This window comes from Streptococcus sp. FSL W7-1342, from assembly GCF_037966635.1.
GTDB lineage: Bacteria > Bacillota > Bacilli > Lactobacillales > Streptococcaceae > Streptococcus > Streptococcus salivarius_D.
The window spans coordinates 1,209,403-1,230,247 of sequence record NZ_CP150200.1 but is presented as its reverse complement, the minus strand read 5'-3'; the positions used below and the strand labels follow the sequence as shown (position 1 = coordinate 1,230,247).

Below are 20,845 nucleotides of genomic sequence, written 5' to 3'. Positions count from 1 at the left end.
ATTTCAAGTATTAATATACTCTATCTCAATGAAAGGAAGGCGTTCAGCTACTTTAGTAGTTGAATACTGACATTATGGCTCTTATTGAATTAAAAGATGTTACTAAGAAGTATGATAAGTCAACAACAGCCCTTAGACACATTGATTTGTCTGTTAACTCTGGGGAGTTTGTTTACTTAGTCGGCCCTTCTGGTGCTGGTAAATCAAGTTTAATTCGCTTGTTCTACCAAGAAGAAAAATTAACGAGTGGTTCTATGAAGGTTGGAGAGTTTGATTTAACTCGACTTCGTAAGAAAGACGTTCCACTCTTGAGACGTTCCATTGGAGTTGTTTTCCAGGATTATAAACTCCTTCCAAAGAAAACAGCTTTTGAAAATGTTGCTTATGCCATGGAAGTTATTGGTGAGAAACCTCGTCATATCAAGAAACGAGTGGCAGAAGTACTCGAGTTGGTTGGTCTTAAACACAAGATGCGTTCGTTCCCAAATCAATTGTCTGGTGGTGAGCAACAGCGTGTTGCTATTGCGCGTGCTATTGTAAATAATCCAAAAGTTTTGATTGCGGATGAACCAACAGGGAACCTGGACCCAGAAATTTCTTGGGAAATTATGCAGGTCCTTGAACGTATTAACTTGCAAGGGACTACCATTATAATGGCGACCCATAACTCAACTATCGTTAATAACCTTCGTCATCGTGTCGTAGCGATTGAAGAAGGACGTATTGTTCGTGATGAAGAGGAAGGAGAGTACGGTTACCATGATTAGACGCTTTTTCCGCCATTTAGGAGAATCGATTAAGAATCTCAAACGTAATTTGTTGTCGACACTTACGGCAGTATTTTCGGTAATGATCGTTCTTTCACTTTTAGGTGTCTTTGGCTCTGTTATCTTAAATACACAGAAATTGGCTTCAGATATTGAAAAGAACATTCAGGTCAATGTCTATTTGGATCCAGATTCATCAGATGCCTCGAAAACAGTCAAGGAACTTTCTGGACAGATTGTAGCTAATAAAGACTACCATAAGATTTATGATGCTTTGACCAAAATCAAAGGTGTAGATAAGGTTACCTTCTCTAGCAAAGAAGAACAAAAGAAACAACTCATTGAAACAATGGGGTCAAGTTTCGAGACAGCGACTGGGGATGCTAACCCACTATCTGATGTTTACATCGTTCAAACGAAATCACCAGATGATGTCAGTCGAGTTGCTAAGGAAGCTAAAGCCATTCAGGGCGTTGATAATGCTAACTTTGGTGGGTCAGATACCGAAATTCTGATGTCTACTATGAAACGTGTTCAGTTCTGGGGCATCATTGCTACAGCTCTCTTAACGATTGTGGCTGTCCTATTGATTTCAAATACCATCCGTATTACCATTATGTCCCGTGCGACTGAAATTCAAATCATGCGTTTGGTAGGTGCCAAGAATTCATATATTCGTCGTCCCTACTTGATGGAAGGCGCTTGGATTGGTGCACTTGGTGCTATCATTCCTTCAGGACTGATTTATCTTTTGTATCACATGGTTTACTCATCTTTGAACCCTGATTTTGTCAAAGGTGGTATTTCGATGTATGATCCAGAGTGGTTTGTCTATGCGGTTATCGGAACCCTCTTTGCAGTCGGTATCATTATCGGTTCGATTGGGTCACGTATGGCAATGCGCCGTTATTTGAAATACTAAAGAAATTAAAGGAGAACCAATTTGGTTCTCTTTTTGTTTTGTCCGGAGATTCAGAAAAGCAGATTTTCAACTATTCTCAAAATCGTTTGCTCAAAGCCCAAATCCAATCCCATATTTGGTATAATATTAAAAAACATTGGAAAAGAGATGCATTATGACAAAGTTAGCTACCATTTGTTATATTGACAATGGAAAGGAGCTTTTGCTCCTACATCGTAATAAAAAGCCTAATGATGTTCATGAAGGAAAGTGGATTTCTGTTGGGGGAAAACTAGAAGCGGGAGAAACGCCTGACGAATGTGCTCGTCGTGAAATTCTCGAGGAAACCCATTTTACAGTGACTGAGATGGATTTTAAAGGGATGATTACCTTTCCAGAATTTACCCCTGGTCATGATTGGTACACCTATGTCTTTAAGGTAACTGGTTTTGAAGGAGAACTCATCTCAGATGAGGAGTCTCGTGAAGGAACGCTTGAATGGGTACCTTATGATGAGGTCTTATCTAAACCAACTTGGGAAGGTGACTATGAGATCTTCAAGTGGATTCTTGAAGATAAGCCTTTCTTCTCTGCAAAATTTGTCTATGATCGTAACCAAAACTTAGTAGACAAGACTGTAACCTTTTATGATAAATAGGGAGGAACTATGAAGCGTAAAAAAACAGAACATTTTTCAGAAACATGGTTTTTTAAGTGGATATTGAATAATCAGGCTGTTGTAGCCTTTTTCATCTTACTTTTGATTGGTTTGACGGTTTTGATTTTCACCAAGATTAGTCCTATTTTTTCACCTGTCATCCAGTTTATGACCATTATTATGTTGCCACTGGTTATTTCCATGCTCCTTTATTATTTAATAAAACCTTTGGTACTACTTGTAGAAAGAACCGGACTAAACCGAACCATGTCTATCTTAGTCATCTACGCTATCCTTGGTTTGCTCTTGGTCTGGGGAATTTCGACGGCTATTCCTAGCTTACAAAATCAAATTTTGATTTTAATAAGAAATGCACCCTCATATATTGCACGTGCCAATAGTGAGACGGAACGTTGGATTAATCTTCCTATTCTTTCCAACTTCCACGGTGATTTAGAGTCCATGCTTAGTGATTTCTCAGCGAGAATGGTCAACTATGCTGAGAACTTTTCTTCATCTGCTTTGACGTGGGTTGGAACTTTTGCGAGCACAGTAGCAAGGGTGACAGTAGCTATCATTTTGGCACCTTTCATTCTCTTCTACCTTTTAAGAGATAGCCAAAAGATGAAACATAGCTTTGTCTCAGCCTTACCAACTCGCTTTCGTGAAACAACTGTTCGTATGCTTTCAGATATTAATAGTCAGCTCGAAGGGTATGTTCAAGGCCAGGTTACAGTCGCTATTGTCGTCGCCATTATGTTCTGTATTATGTTTAAGATTGTAGGTCTTCGATATGGTATGACTTTTGGTATTATGGCAGGTTTTCTAAACATGGTTCCTTATCTAGGAAGTTTTCTTGCTATGGTACCAGTTGTAATCATGGGACTGGTGCAAGGACCTGCTATGCTGATCAAGGTCCTCATCATTTTTGTCATTGAGCAAACTATTGAAGGACGTTTTGTTTCTCCACTTGTTTTGGGAAATAAACTAAGCATTCACCCTATTACCATTATGTTTATTCTCTTGACAGCAGGCTCTCTGTACGGTGTTTGGGGTGTTCTATTGGGTATTCCAATCTATGCCTCTGTCAAGGTTGTTGTTAGAGAGATTTTTGATTGGTACCGTTCTGTAAGTAATCTTTATCAAGATGATCTAGAAAATGAAGGGCAAAAAGACGATGTTGAATAGTGAAAAAATGGTTGCCTCTATTGGAAACCAAGATTTAGACCACGCAGACAAATATTTTAAAAAAGCTTTACGAGAAGACCCTGCAGAGGTTCTTGTTGAGTTGGGCCAATATCTAGAGTCTATTGGTTTCTTACCACAGGCACAGGAAATTTACGAAAAAGTTCGTTTTGATTTTCCAGAAGTTAATGTCAATCTAGCACAAATTGCAGCTGAAGATGGCGATATTGAAGAGGCCTTTCTTTATTTGGATGCCATACCTAAAGACTCTGACGACTATTTGTCTGCTTTAATTGTAAAGGCAGACCTCTATCAAATGGAGGGCTTAACTGATGTGGCACGTGATAAGTTGTTGGAGGCAAGTCAACTATCAGATGACTCATTGATTTTTTTTGGTTTGGCTGAGATGGAATTTGAACTTGGAAATTTTGAACAAGCTATTCAATACTATGCTAAATTGGATAATCGTGACCTCCTGGCAATGACTGGCGTTTCTACTTATGAACGCATTGGTAAGGCTTATGCCAGTCTTGGTAAGTTTGAAGCTGCTCGTGAATTTTTGGAAAAAGCTATTGAAATTGAATACGATGATACCATTGCTTTTGAGTTAGCCACTTTGCTCTATGATCAAGAAGAGTATCAAAAAGCTAATTTTTACTTTAAGCAGATAGAAACCATGTCTGCTGACTTCGAGGGTTATGAGTATTTTTACGCCTTGTCCTTACATGCAGAACATAAAACTGAAGAAGCATTACGTATGGCACAACAAGGGATTTCAAAAAATGCTTTTGATGTTCAATTACTTTTGTTAGCATCACAGTTATCCTATGAGTTGCATGACACTCAATCTGCTGAATCTTATCTGAAGCAAGCCTTACCACTAGCTGAGGACCAAGATGAGATTGTTCTACGTTTAAGTACTCTCTATTTGGAAGAAGAACGTTACGAGGATCTAGTAGCTTTAGCCGATTACGAAGTTGATTCTGTTTTGGCTCGCTGGAATATTGCCAAGGCCTACCAAGCACTTGATGATGAAGAAGAAGCTTTTCAAATCTATCAAGATTTGGCTACAGATTTATCTGAAAATCCTGATTTCCTCCATGATTATGCATATATCCTGCGTGAATTTGGTTACAGAGATCAGGCGCGTGCAACGGCAGAAAAATACCTTGCCTTAGTTCCAGATGATGTCAATATGCAAACATTTCTTGAGGATTATTAAGATGCGAAAGGCTTTAATTCTTGGTTTAAAGAGAGGGAGAGATACATTGAGCTTGTTCACTCCCTCTTTTTTTATTTCTCTATTTATGTTATGATTTTATTAGAACCCATAAGGAGTAAGTATGGTTAAGAGAGATTTAATTCGAAATATTATCATAGCAGTTCTTGCCATTGTAGTGATTTTGTTGTTAAGAGCATTTGTCTTTTCAACACACCGTGTGACTGAAGGTCAGGCGAATGACTATATTCATGCTGGTGATTATGTTACTTTCAATAAAAATGTTGAACCTCAGAAAAAAGATTTTATTCTTTATACAGTTAATGGCAAGGAATATATTGGTCGTGTTATTGCTGATGAGGGCAAGAGCGTGACAGCTATGGATGATTTCCTTTATGTCAATGATAAGTCAGTTGACGAAGCCTATATTAGCAAGGATAAATCAGCTTATTTGGCGACAGTTTCACCTGGAAACTTCTTCACTGATGATTTTTCCATTGCAACATTGACAGATAATAAACAAACTAAGATTGAAAAGGGTCAATATCTTGTACTGAACGATAACCGTCGTAATACAGATGATAGTCGTAAGTTTGGTCTTATTGAAAAAGACCAAATTAAAGGTGTTATCTCTTTCAGATTGTATCCTCTATCACGTTTTGGTTTCGTTGATGTCGATTAATATTTCAATACTACTAAAAAAGCTAGGAACTTTTGATAAGTTTCTAGCTTTTTTTGCGAATAAATTGGTGAAGGTTTATTTTATGACTCTATGATAGTGATAGTTTAATTGTCTTAAAATGAATCAGCAGAAATTGTAAGTAGAAAAGGAAATTAAGATGCAATTAGGATTTCATTTTGGATTTAAGAAAAGCAAAGCTTATGGACTGTGCGGTGTTATGCTAGCAATCTTATTTTTAGGAATGTCTGGTCAATCGGTGAAAGCAGATGAAATGTTGTCACCAACTGATACATCTTCAACTTTGAAAGAAAGTACAGATAATCATGAGGCAAGTTATTCTGAAGTGGGAGTACACGATGATTCAACGAGCCAAATGAATCTACAAAGTGAAAAGGTATTAGAGGAGGAGCAAACAAGTCTGGCAGATTCTTCAAAAATAGCTGTCTTAACCAATAGTTTTGTGACCACAAGCTCTTATCAAGAAGCAGATGATCCTAGCGAAATTGATCAGAATCAAAGTCAATTTCTTAGTGCCATTAAGCAAGGAGCTATGGATGGAGCCAAGGAAGGGGTCCTTCCTTCTATTACGGCAGCACAAGCTATCCTAGAAAGTGGTTGGGGAAGCTCTGAACTTGCTAAGGCTCCCAACAATAATCTTTTTGGCATTAAGGATTCAGGGGACTGGAATGGAGAAATCGTGACTGTCCCTACCCAGGAATATGTTAATGGTGACTATATCACAGTCAATGCTGCTTTTCGAAAATATGCCTCATGGAATGATAGCGTAGTAGACCATGCAAAATTTTTCACGAGTACCGAGTGGCGAAAAAACAATTACCGAAAAGTTGTAAATGAAACAGATTATCGCATTGCGGCTCAGGAACTTAAGAATGCAGGATATGCGACAGATCCAAGTTACGCTGGAAAACTTATCTCTTTGATTGAAGCCTATAAACTTTATGAATGGGATGCAGTGAGCAATACGACCAACTCCGTCCTAGAAAATGAAGGAGTAGAGAGTCAAAATCCTAAAGCCGATCTCGCTATCACTGGTCTCAACAATGCTACTGGTAGCTATGATCTTGTTATCTCAAACTTGGTTGCGCCACAAGGTTTCAAAGAAGTTCTAGTTCCAACTTGGTCAGAAAAAAACGGTCAAGATGACATCATCTGGTACAAGGCAGCTAAGCAAGCTAATGGAGACTATAAGGTAACCGTTCGTTCAAGCAACCATAAGGGTGATAGCGGTCTTTATAATTCTCATGTCTATTTGGTTGACAATGATGGTAAATACATTGGCCTAGGTGGCAAACAAGTGACACTTGATATCACTAAGACTCAGGGAACTTTGACTATTGTCAATAATGATAAAAATCGTGGAACTTTTGATGTTCTTATCACCAATCTGACGAATCCAAGTGGTATTTCAGGTCTCCTTATCCCAGTCTGGTCTGAGCAAAATGGCCAGGATGATCTTGTTTGGCATAATGCTACAAAACAGGATGATGGTTCTTATAAAGTGACTATTTCAGCAAGCCAACACAAGTGGAATTCAGGCAAGTACATCGTTCATGGCTATATTGTTGATGTTTCAGGTAAGAATATCGGCTTTGGGGCAACTTCAGCTGATGTGGTAGCCCCTAAGAAAATCGGTTCGGCATCAAGAGGAAACTACGATGTTTTAAATAAGATTGTCTATCTGGATGCTGGGCATGGTGGCTATGATCCAGGTGCTTCTTACTTTGGTATTTCTGAAAAGAGCTTGACCTTGGCTATCCAAAGTCGTGTGAAAGCTAAATTAGAAGCAGAAGGTTATCAAGTTGTGACCACACGCACAAGTGATACCTATGTTGACTTGGCGGACCGTTCACGTGCGGCTAATGCCTCTGAATCTGATATCTTCGTAAGTATTCACATCAATGCTTCAGGAAGTTCTGCAGCACAAGGAATCGAGACTTATTATTACCAACCTTATGCAGAATACCCATCACGTATTAATGCAACCTACCATGCTAATCCAACTCGATTGAGCATGAGTGACACTTTGGCCAATGCTATCCAGTCTAGCCTGATTAATGCGACTGGCGCTCAGAACCAAGGTGTGAAACGTCAAACCTTTGCAGTCTTGCGTGAGACAACAGCTCCAGCAGTCCTTCTTGAACTTGGTTTCTTGTCAAATCCACAAGAAGCCACTCGTTTGAATACCTCTGCTTATCAGGAGACTTTAGCTAATGCCATCGTGGCAGGGATTAAGTCTTACTATGAAAAAGAATCTAAAGTTTAAGTTATACGTTAACCCATCATTATGATGGGTTTTTATGCTATAATTGAGGTAAATACTAAATACAACAAAAGGAGTGCTTATGGTCTACGATTTACTCTTAGAGCGTTTTTTACGTTACGTCAAAATCAATACACGTAGTGATGAAAATGCGACAAGAACGCCAACGACACAAAGCCAGGTGGATTTTGCCTTGAAGGTTTTAAAACCAGAATTAGAAGAACTAGGTTTAAGTAATATTCATTATTTGGAAAGTAATGGTTACCTAGTGGCAACCCTTCCGGCTAACGATGACAAGTTAACACGTAAGATTGGTTTCATCTCTCATATGGATACCGCTGATTTTAATGCAGAGGGAGTGTCACCGCAAGTCATTGACTCTTATGATGGAGGTATCATTCCTCTTGGAAATTCAGGTTATAACCTAGACCCAGCTGATTTTCCAAATCTCAAGAATTATGTCGGTCAGACACTTATTACGACAGATGGGACCACCCTTCTTGGAGCTGATGATAAGTCTGGTATTGCTGAGATTATGACAGCCTTGGCTTATTTGAAGGCTCATCCTGAAATCAAACATTGTGAGATTCGTGTAGGCTTTGGTCCTGATGAAGAAATTGGAATCGGTGCAGATAAATTTGATGTCGAAGATTTTGATGTCGATTTTGCTTACACAGTTGACGGTGGACCTTTGGGTGAATTACAGTATGAAACTTTCTCTGCAGCAGGAGCAGAACTTACCTTCCACGGACGCAATGTCCACCCTGGAACAGCAAAAGACCAAATGGTTAATGCCCTGCAGTTGGCAATTGATTTTCATAATCAGTTGCCAGCAGAAGAACGCCCTGAGTTGACAGATGGCTATCAAGGTTTCAACCATCTTCAAACCATGACAGGTACTGTTGAGGAAGCAAAATCTTCTTATATCATCCGTGATTTTGAAACAGAGTCTTTTGAAAATCGAAAAGCAGTCTTCCAAAAAATTGCCGATGAAATGAATAAAGCTTACGGTCAGATACGAGTTGATCTGGTACTTAAAGATCAATACTATAATATGCGTCAGGTGATTGAAAAAGATATGACGCCTGTTGAGTTGGCTAAGGGCGTTATGGAGGAATTGGATATTACGCCAGTTATTGAACCTATTCGTGGCGGAACAGATGGCTCAAAGATCTCATTTATGGGTATTCCAACTCCAAACCTATTTGCTGGTGGCGAAAATATGCATGGTCGATATGAGTTTGTTTCTTTGCAGACAATGGAAAAAGCCGTAGATGTTATTCTTGGAATTGTCAGTAAACCTTAATTGAGCTTGCTAAATACTGATTTTATGGTAAAATTAGAAGTAATGGAGGTGCTGAGATGATTAAAATTTTCGGCAAGTATCGTTACCATTGGCAACCCGAATTATCTTGGCTGATTATCTACTGGTCTTTAGCCGTCACGCCAATCTTTATTGCGGCGGCCCTTCTATTCGAGTTGTACTCGGTGCCCTCACATATTTTGATGCTCTTTACTATTTTCGTTGCCTTGTTTGGTTTAGGTTTCCATCGATACTTTATTATTGAAGATCATGGGATTCTGCGTATTGTTTCTTTCAATATTTTTAGACCACGCAAAGTGAAAATTAGTGATATTGAAAAAGTCGAAGTGATTAAAACTGGCCTGTGCCTTATTTTTAAAAATGGTAAAAAACGTCAGTTTTATATGAGAAAGTGGCCTAAGAAATATTTCTTAGATGCATTAGCCCTTCACCCTGATTTCAAAGGTGAGGTAGAGTTATTGGATCACATGACAAACTTTGATTACTTTGCCTTTTATGAGGAATCAAAAAAAGCCCTGAAGCTTAAACTTCGCAAATAAGGGCTTTAGTGGGACAAGACTTGACGGCAGTCAAAGTCTCAGGGCTATTTTCAATAATTTGATTGAGTTGGTCGCTGTCTTTGAACCTAACAATACCTTCGTCATCATAATCAAAGACGGGAGAGTAGGTTTGGCACAAACCACAAGCGATACATTTTTCTGGAATTAATGATACTTTCATAGTATTATTTTAAAATAGATTTATTGTTTTTACAAGGAGAATATCATGAGTAAAAAACCATGGGAAGATAAGGTTTCTGACGAAGAGTTGGAAGAAGTAGTTGACGCTGATTTTCTAGATGATGAAGATGAGTTTGAGGATTATGAAGAAGAGGATGTCACTCCTTCAGATGAAAAACGCGAAAAAGGTGGCGGCTTCATTAATTCATCATTTTTGACTGTCTTGCTTGGATTATTCTTTGTTATTGTTGTATGTATTTTGTTCTTTGTTTTCTATACTTCAAATGTCGGTGGAAACAAAACTGCGGAATCTAAGGAATCATCTGGATTCTACTCATCTTCAACTAGCAAAGTTGTTAAATCTTCATCTAGCAAGAAAGACTCAAACAAAGATGAGGAAAGTGAGAAATCTACTACAGAAAAATCTTCAAAAGAGAAATCATCTTCAACTAAAGCATCAAGCTCTTCTAAACATGTAGAAAAAGAAGATGCAACTGAGTCAGCACCATCAAGTGCTACGGCAGCAGCAGATGGTTCATCAATTGTTGTTCAATCTGGTGAAGGTGCTGGTTCTATCGCTGCACGTGCAGGTATCTCTGTAGATGAGTTGGAACGTCTTAACCCTGATCACATGACAAGTGGTTACTGGTATGCTAACCCAGGTGACGTCGTTAACGTTCAATAATTTTAAAAGCAAAGGAACATCATGAAAGATATTAGAATTGCTATTGATGGTCCTGCGTCAAGTGGAAAAAGTACAGTAGCCAAGATTATTGCAAAAAATCTTGGCTATACTTATCTTGACACAGGTGCTATGTACCGATCTGCAACTTATTTGGCCTTGCAGAATGGTTTGACTGAGGAAAATGTACCAGAAATTTTGGAGCAACTATCTCAACATCCGATTTCATTCGGAAAAGCAGCAGATGGTAGTCAGCAAGTTTATGTAGGTGATGTTGATATTACACACCCCATTCGTGATAACCAAGTCACAAATAATGTTTCTTGGGTAGCAGCCATTCCTGAAGTGCGCCAAGAACTGGTTGCACAACAACAACGTATTGCTCAAGATGGTGCTATTATCATGGATGGACGTGATATTGGTACTGTGGTTTTGCCTGATGCAGAACTCAAAATCTTCTTGATTGCTTCAGTTGATGAACGTGCGGAACGCCGTTATAAGGAAAATATCGAAAAAGGTATTCCCGCTGACCTTGAGACTCTAAAAAAAGAAATTGCTGAACGTGACTATAAAGATAGTCATCGTAAAGTTTCACCTCTTAAACCAGCGGAAGATGCCATCACTTTTGACACTACAGGTGTATCTATTGATGGTGTTGTGGAATTTATTCAAGAAAAAGCAAAAAAAATTATTGACAAAGGATGACTCACTTGTTATACTATTAACAATGAGAAAAGCAGAAGTGAGAACTTCTCGCCTTGCGACTTAGGTTGTCTGGCCCAACATGTCAAATCCCTATAGGGATATTATGTGTGCGGGCTTGTATATCAAGTCCGCTTTGTTTTTCTCTAAAAAAATAAAGAGGTGAAGATCATAGCTAAGAAAGATCTATTCATTAACGATGAAATTCGCGTTCGCGAAGTTCGTCTTGTTGGTCTTGATGGTGAACAATTGGGAATTAAACCATTGTCAGAAGCGCAAGCTATTGCAGATGATGCAAATGTTGACTTGGTTCTCATCCAACCACAAGCTACGCCACCTGTTGCGAAGATTATGGACTATGGTAAGTTCAAATTTGAGTATCAAAAGAAACAAAAAGAACAACGTAAGAAACAAAGCGTTGTTACCGTTAAGGAAGTTCGTTTGAGTCCAGTTATTGATAAAGGTGACTTTGAAACTAAACTTCGTAACGGTCGTAAGTTCCTTGAAAAAGGAAACAAGGTTAAAGTTTCTATCCGATTCAAAGGTCGTATGATTACTCACAAAGAAATCGGAGCTAAGGTCTTGGCGGAATTTGCTGAAAAAACGCAAGATATTGCGATTATTGAGCAAAGAGCGAAGATGGATGGACGTCAAATGTTCATGCAACTTGCACCAATTCCTGACAAAAAATAATTGTCAAACTAACACTATTTTAAGAGGAGAATTTTAAAATGCCAAAACAAAAAACACACCGCGCATCAGCTAAACGTTTCAAACGTACAGGTTCAGGTGGATTGAAACGCTTCCGTGCCTTCACATCTCACCGTTTCCACGGTAAAACTAAAAAACAACGTCGTCACCTTCGTAAAGCGTCAATGGTACATTCAGGTGACTTTAAACGTATCAAATCAATGCTTTCACAAATGCGTTAATCCGCTAAAAGCATTACAAATTAACTAAACTAGAATTAATTCGGAGGAATATATAAATGGCTCGTGTTAAAGGTGGCGTTGTATCACGCAAACGTCGTAAACGTGTATTGAAACTTGCTAAAGGTTACTATGGTGCAAAACACATCTTGTTCCGTACTGCAAAAGAACAAGTAATGAACTCTTACTACTATGCATACCGTGACCGTCGTCAAAAGAAACGTGATTTCCGTAAACTTTGGATTACACGTATCAATGCAGCAGCTCGTTTGAACGGTTTGTCATACTCACAATTGATGCACGGTTTGAAATTGGCTGAAATCGAAGTTAACCGTAAAATGCTTGCTGATTTGGCAGTTAACGATGCAGCAGCTTTCACAGCTCTTGCAGATGCAGCTAAAGCAAAACTTGGTAAATAAGAATTAAGATGGGTTTTACCCATCTTTTTTTATGGAGGTAATTATGATTCGTTTAGCAAGAGCAGAAGATATTCCAAGATTACAGGAGTTATTGGGGCAGATTCTTCTAGTGCATCATTATGCACGTCCTGATGTTTTTAAGTCAGAGGGCAGTAAATTTACAGATGCAGACTTAGAAGCAGTGATTAATGATCCAAATAAACCTATTTTTGTATATGAGGATGAAGAAGGCTGTATCTTAGGCCATCTGTTCTTAATGATTAAAGAAGTAGCAGATAATAATGGTCCACAAAAGGCTGTTAAGACTCTTTTTATTGATGATTTATGCGTTGATAAGGAGGCTCGAGGTCAAAAATTGGGAGAGAAGCTTTATCAATTTGCCTTGGACTATGCTAAGGAGTTAGGTTGTTATAATCTGACACTTCACGTTTGGAATGATAATGAGGGAGCTGTACGTTTTTACGAACGTTTAGGTATGAAACCGAGATATACAGAAATGGAAACTATCCTAAAATAATACGTTTTCATGAGAGAAATTTAACTTACGAGGAATAAAAATTTTTGATATGCTGAAAGAGAACTTTTAGAAATGGAGAATTTTAATGCCTCGTAATTTTAAAGAAGCTTTGCTTTTTACGATTTTAATGTGTGGAATGATGGTCTGTGGGATGAGTCTCTGGAATCTTCTTATCCTTGATTGGACTGGAGTAGTTCCCTTTGCTTGGGGTCACTTTTTCCAAGGTTATCTTCCTGGATTTGTAGTTGCTTTCTTACTGGATATGCTTTTGGTGGGACCACTAGCTAAGACAATTGCATTTGCAATTTTACATAAAGTAAAAGCCCATGATAAACGATGGGCGAAGATTTTAGCAATTTCTGGAACCATGGCGCTATTCATGGTAACCTTTATGTTGCTCTATGGCTTAGTGTACAACGGTCAGTCGGTGACGCTCTCATCCTATGGCCGTGCTTGGTTGACAAATGTTATCATGGCCTTACCACTTAATTTTCTAGTAGTTGGTCCCATCTCACGCTTTATCTTGGGAAAACTGCAAAAACCCTTGCCTGGTGAAGAAGCCGTAGAGAATTTTGAAGACGATGACGAATTACCAACTATAATCTAAGTATAGAACTGGAGTTTCTCTCCAGTTCTTTTAATATTAAAAGCAGCCACGGATGTGACTGCTTAATGATGATTAGTTTTTCTTTTTCATTTCACCATGTGGGTAGTAAGTTCCCTCTGGCATATCGTTAATGAAAACATGAATAGCTTCTTTAGGTGCTTTTGCAACACGTGATACAACCTCAGTAACTTCGCGAGCAAGTTCGATTTTTTGTTCTTCAGTGCGACCTTCAAAGAGATCAATTTTTACAAATGGCATAATGCATCTCCTTAGTTTTGATAGTCCTATTATAGCATTAATTAAGAGAATATTCTAAAGTTTTTGGAAATTCTTGAAATGATATTATCGCAATGCTACAATTTGAGTGATTTCTAATAGGAGAGCTTAAAGTAAAAAGAGGCCGGTAGCTAAGAGAGAGAGTTCCTAGTTGAAAGCAATAGTATAACTTTAGATTCGAGCATTCCTGATTTTCATATGCTATTCAAAATCGTATGGTGTCTTGTAATGATAGGTAAGTGATTGCATTTTTTATTGGCTTTATTTATAAGGGATGAAAACTCTTACTAAAAATGGTAAAATAATGCTAACTAGAGACAGTAAGGAGTAAATTATGACAATTGATTTTCGTACCGAAGTTGATAAGCGCAAAGATGCTTTGATGGAGGACCTTTTTGGTCTTTTGCGTATTAACTCAGAACGTGATGACAGTAAGGTTGATGATAAGCACCCATTTGGTCCTGGACCAGTAAAAGCTTTGGAACATTTTCTTGCTTTAGCTGAGCGTGATGGCTATAAAACACGTAATATTGATAATTACGCTGGTGATTTTGAATTTGGTCAAGGTGATGAAGTTTTAGGTATTTTCGCGCACTTGGATGTGGTTCCAGCTGGGAGTGGTTGGGATACAGACCCTTATGAACCCGTAATCAAAGATGGCAAACTTTATGCTCGTGGATCATCAGATGATAAAGGTCCAACAATGGCTTGTTACTATGCCTTGAAGATTATCAAAGAACTAGGTCTCCCTGTATCTAAGCGTGTTCGCTTTATTGTTGGTACAGATGAAGAATCTGGTTGGGGTGATATGGATTATTACTTTGCTCATAATGGGTTGAAGGATCCTGATTTTGGTTTTTCTCCTGATGCAGAATTTCCAATTATCAATGGTGAAAAGGGTAATATTACAGCCTATCTTCATTTTGAGGGTCAAAATGATGGTGAATTTAGTCTTGTGTCCTTTAATGGTGGTTTACGTGAAAATATGGTTCCTGAATCAGCAAGTGCAGATTTTACTGGACCTATCACTTTGAAAGAACTTGAGGGCAAATTAGCCGACTTTGTTGCGGAACAAGAAGTAACTGGTCAAGTGACCGAAGAAGCAGGTGTTTTCCATGTGACTATTCATGGGAAATCAGCTCATGGTATGATGCCTCAAAATGGTATTAATGGGGCAACCTACTTGGCACTCTTCCTTAGTCAATTTGATTTCCAAGGCAATGCTAAAACGTATTTGGATATAATTGCTGAAACACTTCATAAAGATTTCTTTGCTGAAAAGACAGGTCTTGCATTTACAGATCCTAAGATGGGTGAATTGACCATGAATGCAGGTGTATTTAACTTCTCTAAGGAATCAGAAGATAATACGATTGCTCTGAATTTCCGCTATCCTCAAGGGGTTGATACGGACGCTATTAAGGCTGATCTTGAAAAACTCGAAGATCCTAAGGCGGTTAGTCTCTCAGAACATGGTCATGTGCCACACTATGTACCAGTTGATGATCCTATGGTGGAGACTCTTCTTTCAGTCTATGAGAAACAAACAGGCCTTAAAGGTCATGAACAAATTATTGGTGGCGGAACATTTGGACGTCTCCTCAAACGTGGTGTTGCCTATGGAGCTATGTTCCCTGGTTATGTCAACACGATGCACCAAGCAAATGAGTTTACTGAGGTCGAAGACTTGTACCGTGCAGCTGCCATTTATGCAGAAGCTATCTATGAGTTAATCAAATAAAAAAGAGAGACAGTTTTGTCTCTTTTTTGAGGAGGAAAATATGGAAACACTTGAAGAATTAACGCAAGCAATCATGTCCGATGAACAAAATAAAGCTTTTACGGAACAAGGTATAAAACCCTTGTTTACCATTCCAAAAACCGCACGAATTAATATCGTAGGACAAGCTCCTGGTATTCGTGCCCAAGAGTCCGGCCTTTACTGGAATGATCCTAGCGGTGATAATCTCAGGGATTGGATGGGTGTTTCACGCGAAGAATTTTATGAATCTGGCATGTTTGCTATTGTGCCAATGGATTTTTATTTCCCAGGTCATGGGAAATCAGGTGATTTACCTCCTCGCAAAGGATTTGCAGACAAGTGGCATGAGAAAGTTCTTGCTTTAGCTCCTGATATTCAATTGACGATATTAGTAGGTAACTATGCACAGCGTTACTATTTGCATCAAAAATCATCGGCAAAATTAACGGATACAGTTAAGCATTATAAAGATTATCTTCCAGAGTTTTTTCCTCTCGTTCATCCCTCTCCTCGAAATAATATATGGCAAGCCAAAAATCCGTGGTTTATGGAAGAAGTAGTCCCAGATTTGAAGAATTTAGTTAAAGATATTTTGATTAAATGATTTTTTTAGTCATTGATTCAGGGAGTGCCAAGTAAGCTTTATTCTGTCATCAAACTGAATATCCTAAACGTGTTCAAAATTGGATAGAAACTTTAAGGCTTTTAGTTAATCAGAATAAGGACAAATATTGTTTTCTAATATTTATCTTATTATACAATTTTCAGTTTATGTTGTTCTGAAGGTGTAAAACGAATACTATACAGTTATGCATTGAAGCTTATACTGCAATGATAAGAAAATCTAAACGAGTTACAGTATAGATGTTTGAGCCAATTGAAAAACTAAAGTAGTTAAGACCATGGTATAAAAAGCTAATTGTTGACTAGGTATAGAATCCTATGCTTGTTCAGTCAGCTAACTCATGATAGAGAAGATTGTCCTTCTTATAATTAAGGTGAACAATATAAATTTTTGGTCCATAGTAGGGAGGACTTTGCTAGCTTGTACAAAAAATGGATGGACAAGAAATTTAGTCAGAAAATATCTTACAATCAACCTCTTGTTCTATTGTTCAATAGTAGTGGGAGGTTTTTTATTATGGGAGAAGTTATGATTGAAAAATATTGTGTTATTGATATTCACCGATAATCTATTATTCGTTGCATTATAGATGTTCACATATATACGAATAAACCTCGAAAAACTTTGAAATGATGACCCTAGTTATAAAAAAAGGGGCCTTATCTTGGATTTTAGAAAGTCAAGTTTCGCGAGCTTTTATTTGAAAAAAACATTAAAAATAGCGCAAAAAACTCTTCTTGTGCTATACTGTAATTGAGATTTTTTAAATTTTCGGTGTTAGAACTGTTGCCTCAGTCCTAGCACTTTTTCTTTGTCGTATTCTTGGTGTGTTGCGAGAATTTTGTAAATGATACGAAGCAGCTTATGTGCGCAAGCAATGACGGCTTTCATCTTACTTCCTCTTTGGGAAATTTTGCTATAAAAAGATGAAAACGCATTGTCTTTAGAGTGAGCCGCAATCAATCCCGACATGGTCAAAGCCTGTTTGATATATCGATTTCCTTGCGTGATATGTGAGGATTTTTTAATGCCAGCACTTTCATAAGATCCTGGGCAGAGCCCAGCCCAAGAAGCTAAGTGTGCGTCTGATTGAAAAGCCTTCACATCTGGTCCAATCTCAGCTAAAATAGTGGCTGCACAAGTTTCACTCACACCAGGAATCATTTGAAGTAATCTATTTTCTTCAGGGAAACTCCTTTTCGATATAAGCTATTATTTCACTCCTTAATTTATTCATGAGTTTTTGATACAATTGATATTCTTCTAGGCTTTGCTCCAAGAGAAATCGATCCTCCAGTGACAACTTCCCATTCATGGCCTCCATTAATTCTTCGGGACTTGCTTTGACATGCTTGTGAATACAAGCTGTCACATTGTCATAATCAATGAGTTCCCCATTGATAAAGAGCGTTAAAAGAGACTGTCCTGTCTTAGAGAAGATATCAGAAAGATAGCTGGTTAGTTTGATATTAGCACGTTGTAAGAGGTTATGAATCTCATTCTTTATTTGAGTTTGACGTTGTTTGTAAGAACGTAACCTACGAGTGAGTAAACGTAACTGCATCACTTCAGGGCTTGGAATGTAAGATGGCTCAATAAGTCCACAACGTCCGAGCTGTGCAATCCATTCGGCATCTTTCATGTCTGTTTTTCGACCAGGCACATTCTTAATATGTTGGGGGTTAGCTAATATCAAATTGAGTTCTGAGTCTGAGAATATATTAAAGAGTGGTACCCAATATTGGCCAGTGCTTTCAAAAAAGACATGTGTGACGTGATTTTCCAATAACCAATCTAAGGCGTTTTGGAGAGCTATAGTTGTTGTACCAAATTTTTTCTGAATCTTTTTAGGTTTATTGCTTTCTAGTGGACCATCTAGAATACAACAAACGATAGACTTTTGGTGGACATCAATTCCACAACAAGTTTCAATCATAACTTCCATTACAAAAACCTCCTGTTAACTATTGAACAATAGAACAAGAGGATATTAGTAATTTTATTTTCATGCTCAAGGCATATTCGAGTTATCTCATGACTCTTGTTCATCCAGTTTTTGATACAGGCTAGGCAAAGCCCTATTAAAGACAACGGATTGGTATTGTTCACCTTCATTATAAGCCGAACTTTCTTTTCTGTCATGAGTTAGCAGGCTAAGCCTGCTTAGAGCTTTTTTGATGGAAAAATTATAACAATTAACTGACAATTCAAAATTAAATTTTAAAAATGTGAAAAAAAGCTTATAAAATAACAAAAAAAGGTAGATAATAAAAGCTCAATACCCTCATTGAATACGGTTTCTTCTTTTTAAAAAAGAATGACAATTGAAATAAAGTTATAGTAATGTTATAATTACTGTGGGAAATATCTAATTTTAATATTTAGGAGCATTTTATATGAGTTCGCGTACGAATCGTAAGCAGAAACGAACGGGTAAAAAAATGTGGGGAATGGTTAACATCGGGTTGACTATTCTGTATACTGTTTTAGTAGCATTTTTGTTATTCATTATGTTCAATTATAATTTCCTATCATTTAGGTTTTTGAACATTATTATCACTATTGGTTTATTGGTAGTTCTTGCCATTAGCATCTTCCTTCAGAAAGCTAAAAAATCAACGCTAGTGACTACTATTATTTTAGTAGTTTTTTCACTTATTTCTTTGGTCGGTGTCTTTGGTTTTAAACAAATGATTGATATCACTAACCGTATGAATCAAACGGCAGCATTTTCAGAAGTTGAAATGAGCGTTGTTGTTCCTAAGGATAGTGACATCAAAGATGTGAATCAGCTTACTACCGTACAGGCACCTACTAAGGTTGATAAGAACAATGTCGACACTTTGATGTCAGCTCTAAAAAAAGATAAAAAAGTTGATGTCAAAGTTGATGATGTTGCTTCATATCAAGAAGCATATGACAATCTTAAGTCTGGCAAATCTAAAGCTATGGTCTTGAGTGGTTCTTATGCAAGCCTACTAGAGTCTGTTGATAGTAACTATGCTTCACATCTAAAAACAATCTATACTTATAAAATTAAAACGAAGAATAACAACTCTGCAAAACAAGTAGATTCAAAAGTCTTCAATATTTATATTAGTGGTATTGATACCTACGGTTCAATTTCAACAGTGTCACGTTCAGATGTCAATATCATTATGACAGTTAACATGAACACACATAAGATTCTCTTGACGACTACTCCACGTGATGCATACGTTAAGATTCCTGGTGGTGGGGCAGACCAGTATGATAAATTAACCCACGCAGGTATTTATGGCGTTGAAACGTCTGAACAAACTCTGGAAAATCTTTATGGCATTAAGATTGATTACTATGCACGAATTAACTTCACATCTTTCCTTAAACTGATTGACCAACTTGGTGGTGTGACAGTTCATAATGATCAAGCCTTCACGAGTCTTCATGGGAAGTTTGATTTCCCAGTGGGAGATATCCAAATGAATTCTGAACAAGCCCTTGGCTTTGTTCGTGAGCGTTATAGTTTGAATGGAGGCGATAATGATCGTGGTAAAAACCAAGAGAAAGTGATTTCTGCGATTGTAAACAAGTTGGCTTCACTAAATTCTGTATCAAACTTTACTTCAATCGTTAATAATCTTCAAGACTCTGTTCAAACGAATATGTCTTTAGATACCATTAATGCTTTGGCCAATACACAACTTGATTCAGGTTCTAAATTTACGGTGGCTTCTCAAGCAGTAACAGGTACAGGTTCAACTGGACAATTGACCTCTTATGCGATGCCAAATTCTAGTCTCTACATGATGAAACTGGATGATTCTAGTGTAGAAAGCGCCTCTCAAGCTATCAAAAAATTGATGGAGGAAAAATAAGTGATTGACGTTCACTCACATATTGTTTTTGATGTTGATGATGGTCCTAAAACTTTAGAAGAAAGTCTTGACCTCATTGGCGAAAGCTTTGCGCAAGGAGTGCGTACGATTGTTTCAACATCTCATCGTCGTAAGGGAATGTTTGAAACACCAGAGGATAAAATCTTTGCAAACTTTAAAAAAGTAAAAGAAGAAGCTGAAGCACTTTATCCAGACTTAACTATTTTTTATGGTGGTGAACTTTATTACACCTCCGACATTGTGGAGAAGCTTGAAAAGAATCTCATTCCACGCATGCACAACACTCAATTTGCTTTGATTGAGTTTAGTGCTCGCACATCTTGGAAAGAAATTCATACTGGGCTTAGCAATGTTTTACGAGCAGGGGTAACACCAATTGTTGCTCATATTGAACGCTATGATGCCCTCGAAGAAAATGCTGATCGTGTTCGAGAAATCATCAATATGGGGTGCTATACTCAAGTCAATAGTTCACATGTTCTAAAACCAAAGCTCTTTGGAGATAAAGATAAAGTAAGAAAGAAACGTGTTCGCTTTTTCTTGGAGAAAAATTTGGTTCATATGGTTGCTAGCGACATGCATAATCTTGGGCCGAGACCACCGTTTATGAAAGATGCTTATGAAATTGTTAAAAAGAACTACGGCCCCAAACGTGCTAAGAATCTTTTTATTGAAAATCCCAAAACATTACTAGAAAATCAATATTTATAGG

At 37.7% G+C, this 20,845-nt stretch carries 24 protein-coding genes and 1 other annotated feature; of the genes, 20 read left to right on the top strand and 4 right to left on the bottom strand.

The annotated features are described in order from the left end of the window. Positions 1-74: 74 nt before the first annotated feature. The 9 genes from ftsE (at position 75) to NSQ79_RS05430 (ending at position 9,556) form a co-directional block, all read left to right on the top strand. Positions 75-767, top strand: a complete 693-nt coding sequence (ftsE, locus tag NSQ79_RS05470) for a cell division ATP-binding protein FtsE (RefSeq protein ID WP_002885005.1) — start codon at positions 75-77, stop codon at positions 765-767. Continuing rightward, positions 760-1,689 (top strand): permease-like cell division protein FtsX, encoded by a 930-nt coding sequence (ftsX, locus tag NSQ79_RS05465; protein ID WP_003092823.1) that lies wholly within the window; start codon positions 760-762, stop codon positions 1,687-1,689. Before ftsE ends, ftsX begins: the two co-directional genes overlap by 8 nt. Positions 1,690-1,843: 154 nt before the next feature. Continuing rightward, positions 1,844-2,326, top strand: a complete 483-nt coding sequence (locus tag NSQ79_RS05460) for an 8-oxo-dGTP diphosphatase (protein WP_002885066.1) — start codon at positions 1,844-1,846, stop codon at positions 2,324-2,326. Positions 2,327-2,335: 9 nt separating this feature from the next. Beyond that, positions 2,336-3,514 (top strand): AI-2E family transporter, encoded by a 1,179-nt coding sequence (locus NSQ79_RS05455; protein ID WP_138261856.1) that lies wholly within the window; start codon positions 2,336-2,338, stop codon positions 3,512-3,514. Continuing rightward, on the top strand, positions 3,504-4,733 hold the full coding sequence (locus NSQ79_RS05450; protein WP_164332338.1) for a tetratricopeptide repeat protein: 1,230 nt from the start codon (positions 3,504-3,506) through the stop codon (positions 4,731-4,733). Before NSQ79_RS05455 ends, NSQ79_RS05450 begins: the two co-directional genes overlap by 11 nt. A gap of 121 nt (positions 4,734-4,854) precedes the next feature. Then, positions 4,855-5,412, top strand: a complete 558-nt coding sequence (gene lepB / locus NSQ79_RS05445; protein WP_002884860.1) for a signal peptidase I — start codon at positions 4,855-4,857, stop codon at positions 5,410-5,412. Positions 5,413-5,569: 157 nt separating this feature from the next. Next, on the top strand, positions 5,570-7,696 hold the full coding sequence (locus NSQ79_RS05440; protein WP_301357479.1) for a GBS Bsp-like repeat-containing protein: 2,127 nt from the start codon (positions 5,570-5,572) through the stop codon (positions 7,694-7,696). Positions 7,697-7,775: 79 nt separating this feature from the next. Further along, positions 7,776-8,999, top strand: coding sequence for a peptidase T (gene pepT / locus NSQ79_RS05435; RefSeq protein WP_014633191.1), 1,224 nt, complete (start codon positions 7,776-7,778; stop codon positions 8,997-8,999). A gap of 56 nt (positions 9,000-9,055) precedes the next feature. Continuing rightward, positions 9,056-9,556 carry an EbsA family protein gene (locus NSQ79_RS05430; protein ID WP_045001780.1) on the top strand — a complete coding sequence of 167 codons (501 nt, stop codon included), beginning with the start codon at positions 9,056-9,058 and terminating at the stop codon, positions 9,554-9,556. On the opposite strand, the gene NSQ79_RS05425 is transcribed toward NSQ79_RS05430, so the two are convergent. After that, a complete protein-coding gene (locus NSQ79_RS05425) occupies positions 9,540-9,737 on the bottom strand; it encodes a ferredoxin (protein WP_004182594.1) in 198 nt (65 codons plus the stop codon). The two genes, NSQ79_RS05430 and NSQ79_RS05425, sit on opposite strands and share 17 nt — an antisense overlap. 45 nt (positions 9,738-9,782) lie before the next feature. On the opposite strand from NSQ79_RS05425, the gene NSQ79_RS05420 reads away from it, so the two are divergent. The 7 genes from NSQ79_RS05420 (at position 9,783) to NSQ79_RS05390 (ending at position 13,592) form a co-directional block, all read left to right on the top strand. Continuing rightward, positions 9,783-10,421, top strand: coding sequence for an SAG1386/EF1546 family surface-associated protein (locus NSQ79_RS05420; protein ID WP_004182593.1), 639 nt, complete (start codon positions 9,783-9,785; stop codon positions 10,419-10,421). 21 nt (positions 10,422-10,442) lie between these two features. Beyond that, complete coding sequence (cmk, locus tag NSQ79_RS05415) at positions 10,443-11,123, top strand: (d)CMP kinase (RefSeq protein ID WP_002885119.1); 681 nt, start codon at positions 10,443-10,445, stop codon at positions 11,121-11,123. A 23-nt stretch (positions 11,124-11,146) separates the two neighbouring features. Next, positions 11,147-11,269: a sequence feature (ribosomal protein L20 leader region), on the top strand. A 13-nt stretch (positions 11,270-11,282) separates the two neighbouring features. Continuing rightward, complete coding sequence (infC, locus tag NSQ79_RS05410) at positions 11,283-11,813, top strand: translation initiation factor IF-3 (RefSeq protein ID WP_002885108.1); 531 nt, start codon at positions 11,283-11,285, stop codon at positions 11,811-11,813. Positions 11,814-11,851: 38 nt separating this feature from the next. Next, on the top strand, positions 11,852-12,052 hold the full coding sequence (gene rpmI, locus NSQ79_RS05405) for a 50S ribosomal protein L35 (RefSeq protein ID WP_002885093.1): 201 nt from the start codon (positions 11,852-11,854) through the stop codon (positions 12,050-12,052). Between the two features lie 56 nt (positions 12,053-12,108). Then, a complete protein-coding gene (gene rplT / locus NSQ79_RS05400) occupies positions 12,109-12,468 on the top strand; it encodes a 50S ribosomal protein L20 (protein WP_002885090.1) in 360 nt (119 codons plus the stop codon). A 43-nt stretch (positions 12,469-12,511) separates the two neighbouring features. Further along, positions 12,512-12,985, top strand: coding sequence for a GNAT family N-acetyltransferase (locus tag NSQ79_RS05395; protein WP_004182591.1), 474 nt, complete (start codon positions 12,512-12,514; stop codon positions 12,983-12,985). 85 nt (positions 12,986-13,070) lie between these two features. Further along, positions 13,071-13,592 (top strand): DUF2798 domain-containing protein, encoded by a 522-nt coding sequence (locus NSQ79_RS05390; RefSeq protein ID WP_164332346.1) that lies wholly within the window; start codon positions 13,071-13,073, stop codon positions 13,590-13,592. A 72-nt stretch (positions 13,593-13,664) separates the two neighbouring features. On the opposite strand, the gene NSQ79_RS05385 is transcribed toward NSQ79_RS05390, so the two are convergent. Next, on the bottom strand, positions 13,665-13,850 hold the full coding sequence (locus NSQ79_RS05385; protein ID WP_002885057.1) for a 4-oxalocrotonate tautomerase: 186 nt from the start codon (positions 13,848-13,850) through the stop codon (positions 13,665-13,667). Between the two features lie 352 nt (positions 13,851-14,202). On the opposite strand from NSQ79_RS05385, the gene pepV reads away from it, so the two are divergent. Together pepV and NSQ79_RS05375 are read left to right on the top strand one after the other, a co-directional pair. Next, entirely contained in the window at positions 14,203-15,609 is a 1,407-nt protein-coding gene (pepV, locus tag NSQ79_RS05380) for a dipeptidase PepV (protein ID WP_118186136.1), read from the top strand. 40 nt (positions 15,610-15,649) lie between these two features. Further along, entirely contained in the window at positions 15,650-16,234 is a 585-nt protein-coding gene (locus NSQ79_RS05375) for a uracil-DNA glycosylase family protein (RefSeq protein ID WP_004182588.1), read from the top strand. A 798-nt stretch (positions 16,235-17,032) separates the two neighbouring features. Here NSQ79_RS05375 and NSQ79_RS05370 read toward each other — a convergent pair. Both NSQ79_RS05370 and NSQ79_RS05365 read right to left on the bottom strand, forming a co-directional pair. Further along, on the bottom strand, positions 17,033-17,419 hold the full coding sequence (locus tag NSQ79_RS05370) for an IS110 family transposase (protein WP_045768432.1): 387 nt from the start codon (positions 17,417-17,419) through the stop codon (positions 17,033-17,035). 19 nt (positions 17,420-17,438) lie between these two features. Then, on the bottom strand, positions 17,439-18,200 hold the full coding sequence (locus tag NSQ79_RS05365) for an IS110 family transposase (RefSeq protein WP_002886742.1): 762 nt from the start codon (positions 18,198-18,200) through the stop codon (positions 17,439-17,441). 451 nt (positions 18,201-18,651) lie between these two features. On the opposite strand from NSQ79_RS05365, the gene NSQ79_RS05360 reads away from it, so the two are divergent. Together NSQ79_RS05360 and cps4B are read left to right on the top strand one after the other, a co-directional pair. Next, positions 18,652-20,112, top strand: coding sequence for an LCP family protein (locus NSQ79_RS05360; RefSeq protein ID WP_118186165.1), 1,461 nt, complete (start codon positions 18,652-18,654; stop codon positions 20,110-20,112). Next, a complete protein-coding gene (cps4B, locus tag NSQ79_RS05355) occupies positions 20,113-20,844 on the top strand; it encodes a capsular polysaccharide biosynthesis protein Cps4B (protein ID WP_096832812.1) in 732 nt (243 codons plus the stop codon). It begins immediately after the preceding gene. The last annotated feature ends 1 nt before the right edge of the window (position 20,845 follow it).

Bases quoted from the DNA above. Each gene is read 5' to 3' on its own strand.
- ftsE (WP_002885005.1), top strand. From the start codon at position 75: ATGGCTCTTATTGAATTAAAAGATGTTACTAAGAAGTATGATAAGTCA.
- ftsX (WP_003092823.1), top strand. From the start codon at position 760: ATGATTAGACGCTTTTTCCGCCATTTAGGAGAATCGATTAAGAATCTC.
- NSQ79_RS05460 (WP_002885066.1), top strand. From the start codon at position 1,844: ATGACAAAGTTAGCTACCATTTGTTATATTGACAATGGAAAGGAGCTT.
- NSQ79_RS05455 (WP_138261856.1), top strand. From the start codon at position 2,336: ATGAAGCGTAAAAAAACAGAACATTTTTCAGAAACATGGTTTTTTAAG.
- NSQ79_RS05450 (WP_164332338.1), top strand. From the start codon at position 3,504: ATGTTGAATAGTGAAAAAATGGTTGCCTCTATTGGAAACCAAGATTTA.
- lepB (WP_002884860.1), top strand. From the start codon at position 4,855: ATGGTTAAGAGAGATTTAATTCGAAATATTATCATAGCAGTTCTTGCC.
- NSQ79_RS05440 (WP_301357479.1), top strand. From the start codon at position 5,570: ATGCAATTAGGATTTCATTTTGGATTTAAGAAAAGCAAAGCTTATGGA.
- pepT (WP_014633191.1), top strand. From the start codon at position 7,776: ATGGTCTACGATTTACTCTTAGAGCGTTTTTTACGTTACGTCAAAATC.
- NSQ79_RS05430 (WP_045001780.1), top strand. From the start codon at position 9,056: ATGATTAAAATTTTCGGCAAGTATCGTTACCATTGGCAACCCGAATTA.
- NSQ79_RS05425 (WP_004182594.1), bottom strand. From the start codon at position 9,737: ATGAAAGTATCATTAATTCCAGAAAAATGTATCGCTTGTGGTTTGTGC.
- NSQ79_RS05420 (WP_004182593.1), top strand. From the start codon at position 9,783: ATGAGTAAAAAACCATGGGAAGATAAGGTTTCTGACGAAGAGTTGGAA.
- cmk (WP_002885119.1), top strand. From the start codon at position 10,443: ATGAAAGATATTAGAATTGCTATTGATGGTCCTGCGTCAAGTGGAAAA.
- rpmI (WP_002885093.1), top strand. From the start codon at position 11,852: ATGCCAAAACAAAAAACACACCGCGCATCAGCTAAACGTTTCAAACGT.
- rplT (WP_002885090.1), top strand. From the start codon at position 12,109: ATGGCTCGTGTTAAAGGTGGCGTTGTATCACGCAAACGTCGTAAACGT.
- NSQ79_RS05395 (WP_004182591.1), top strand. From the start codon at position 12,512: ATGATTCGTTTAGCAAGAGCAGAAGATATTCCAAGATTACAGGAGTTA.
- NSQ79_RS05390 (WP_164332346.1), top strand. From the start codon at position 13,071: ATGCCTCGTAATTTTAAAGAAGCTTTGCTTTTTACGATTTTAATGTGT.
- NSQ79_RS05385 (WP_002885057.1), bottom strand. From the start codon at position 13,850: ATGCCATTTGTAAAAATTGATCTCTTTGAAGGTCGCACTGAAGAACAA.
- pepV (WP_118186136.1), top strand. From the start codon at position 14,203: ATGACAATTGATTTTCGTACCGAAGTTGATAAGCGCAAAGATGCTTTG.
- NSQ79_RS05375 (WP_004182588.1), top strand. From the start codon at position 15,650: ATGGAAACACTTGAAGAATTAACGCAAGCAATCATGTCCGATGAACAA.
- NSQ79_RS05370 (WP_045768432.1), bottom strand. From the start codon at position 17,419: ATGATTCCTGGTGTGAGTGAAACTTGTGCAGCCACTATTTTAGCTGAG.
- NSQ79_RS05365 (WP_002886742.1), bottom strand. From the start codon at position 18,200: ATGGAAGTTATGATTGAAACTTGTTGTGGAATTGATGTCCACCAAAAG.
- NSQ79_RS05360 (WP_118186165.1), top strand. From the start codon at position 18,652: ATGAGTTCGCGTACGAATCGTAAGCAGAAACGAACGGGTAAAAAAATG.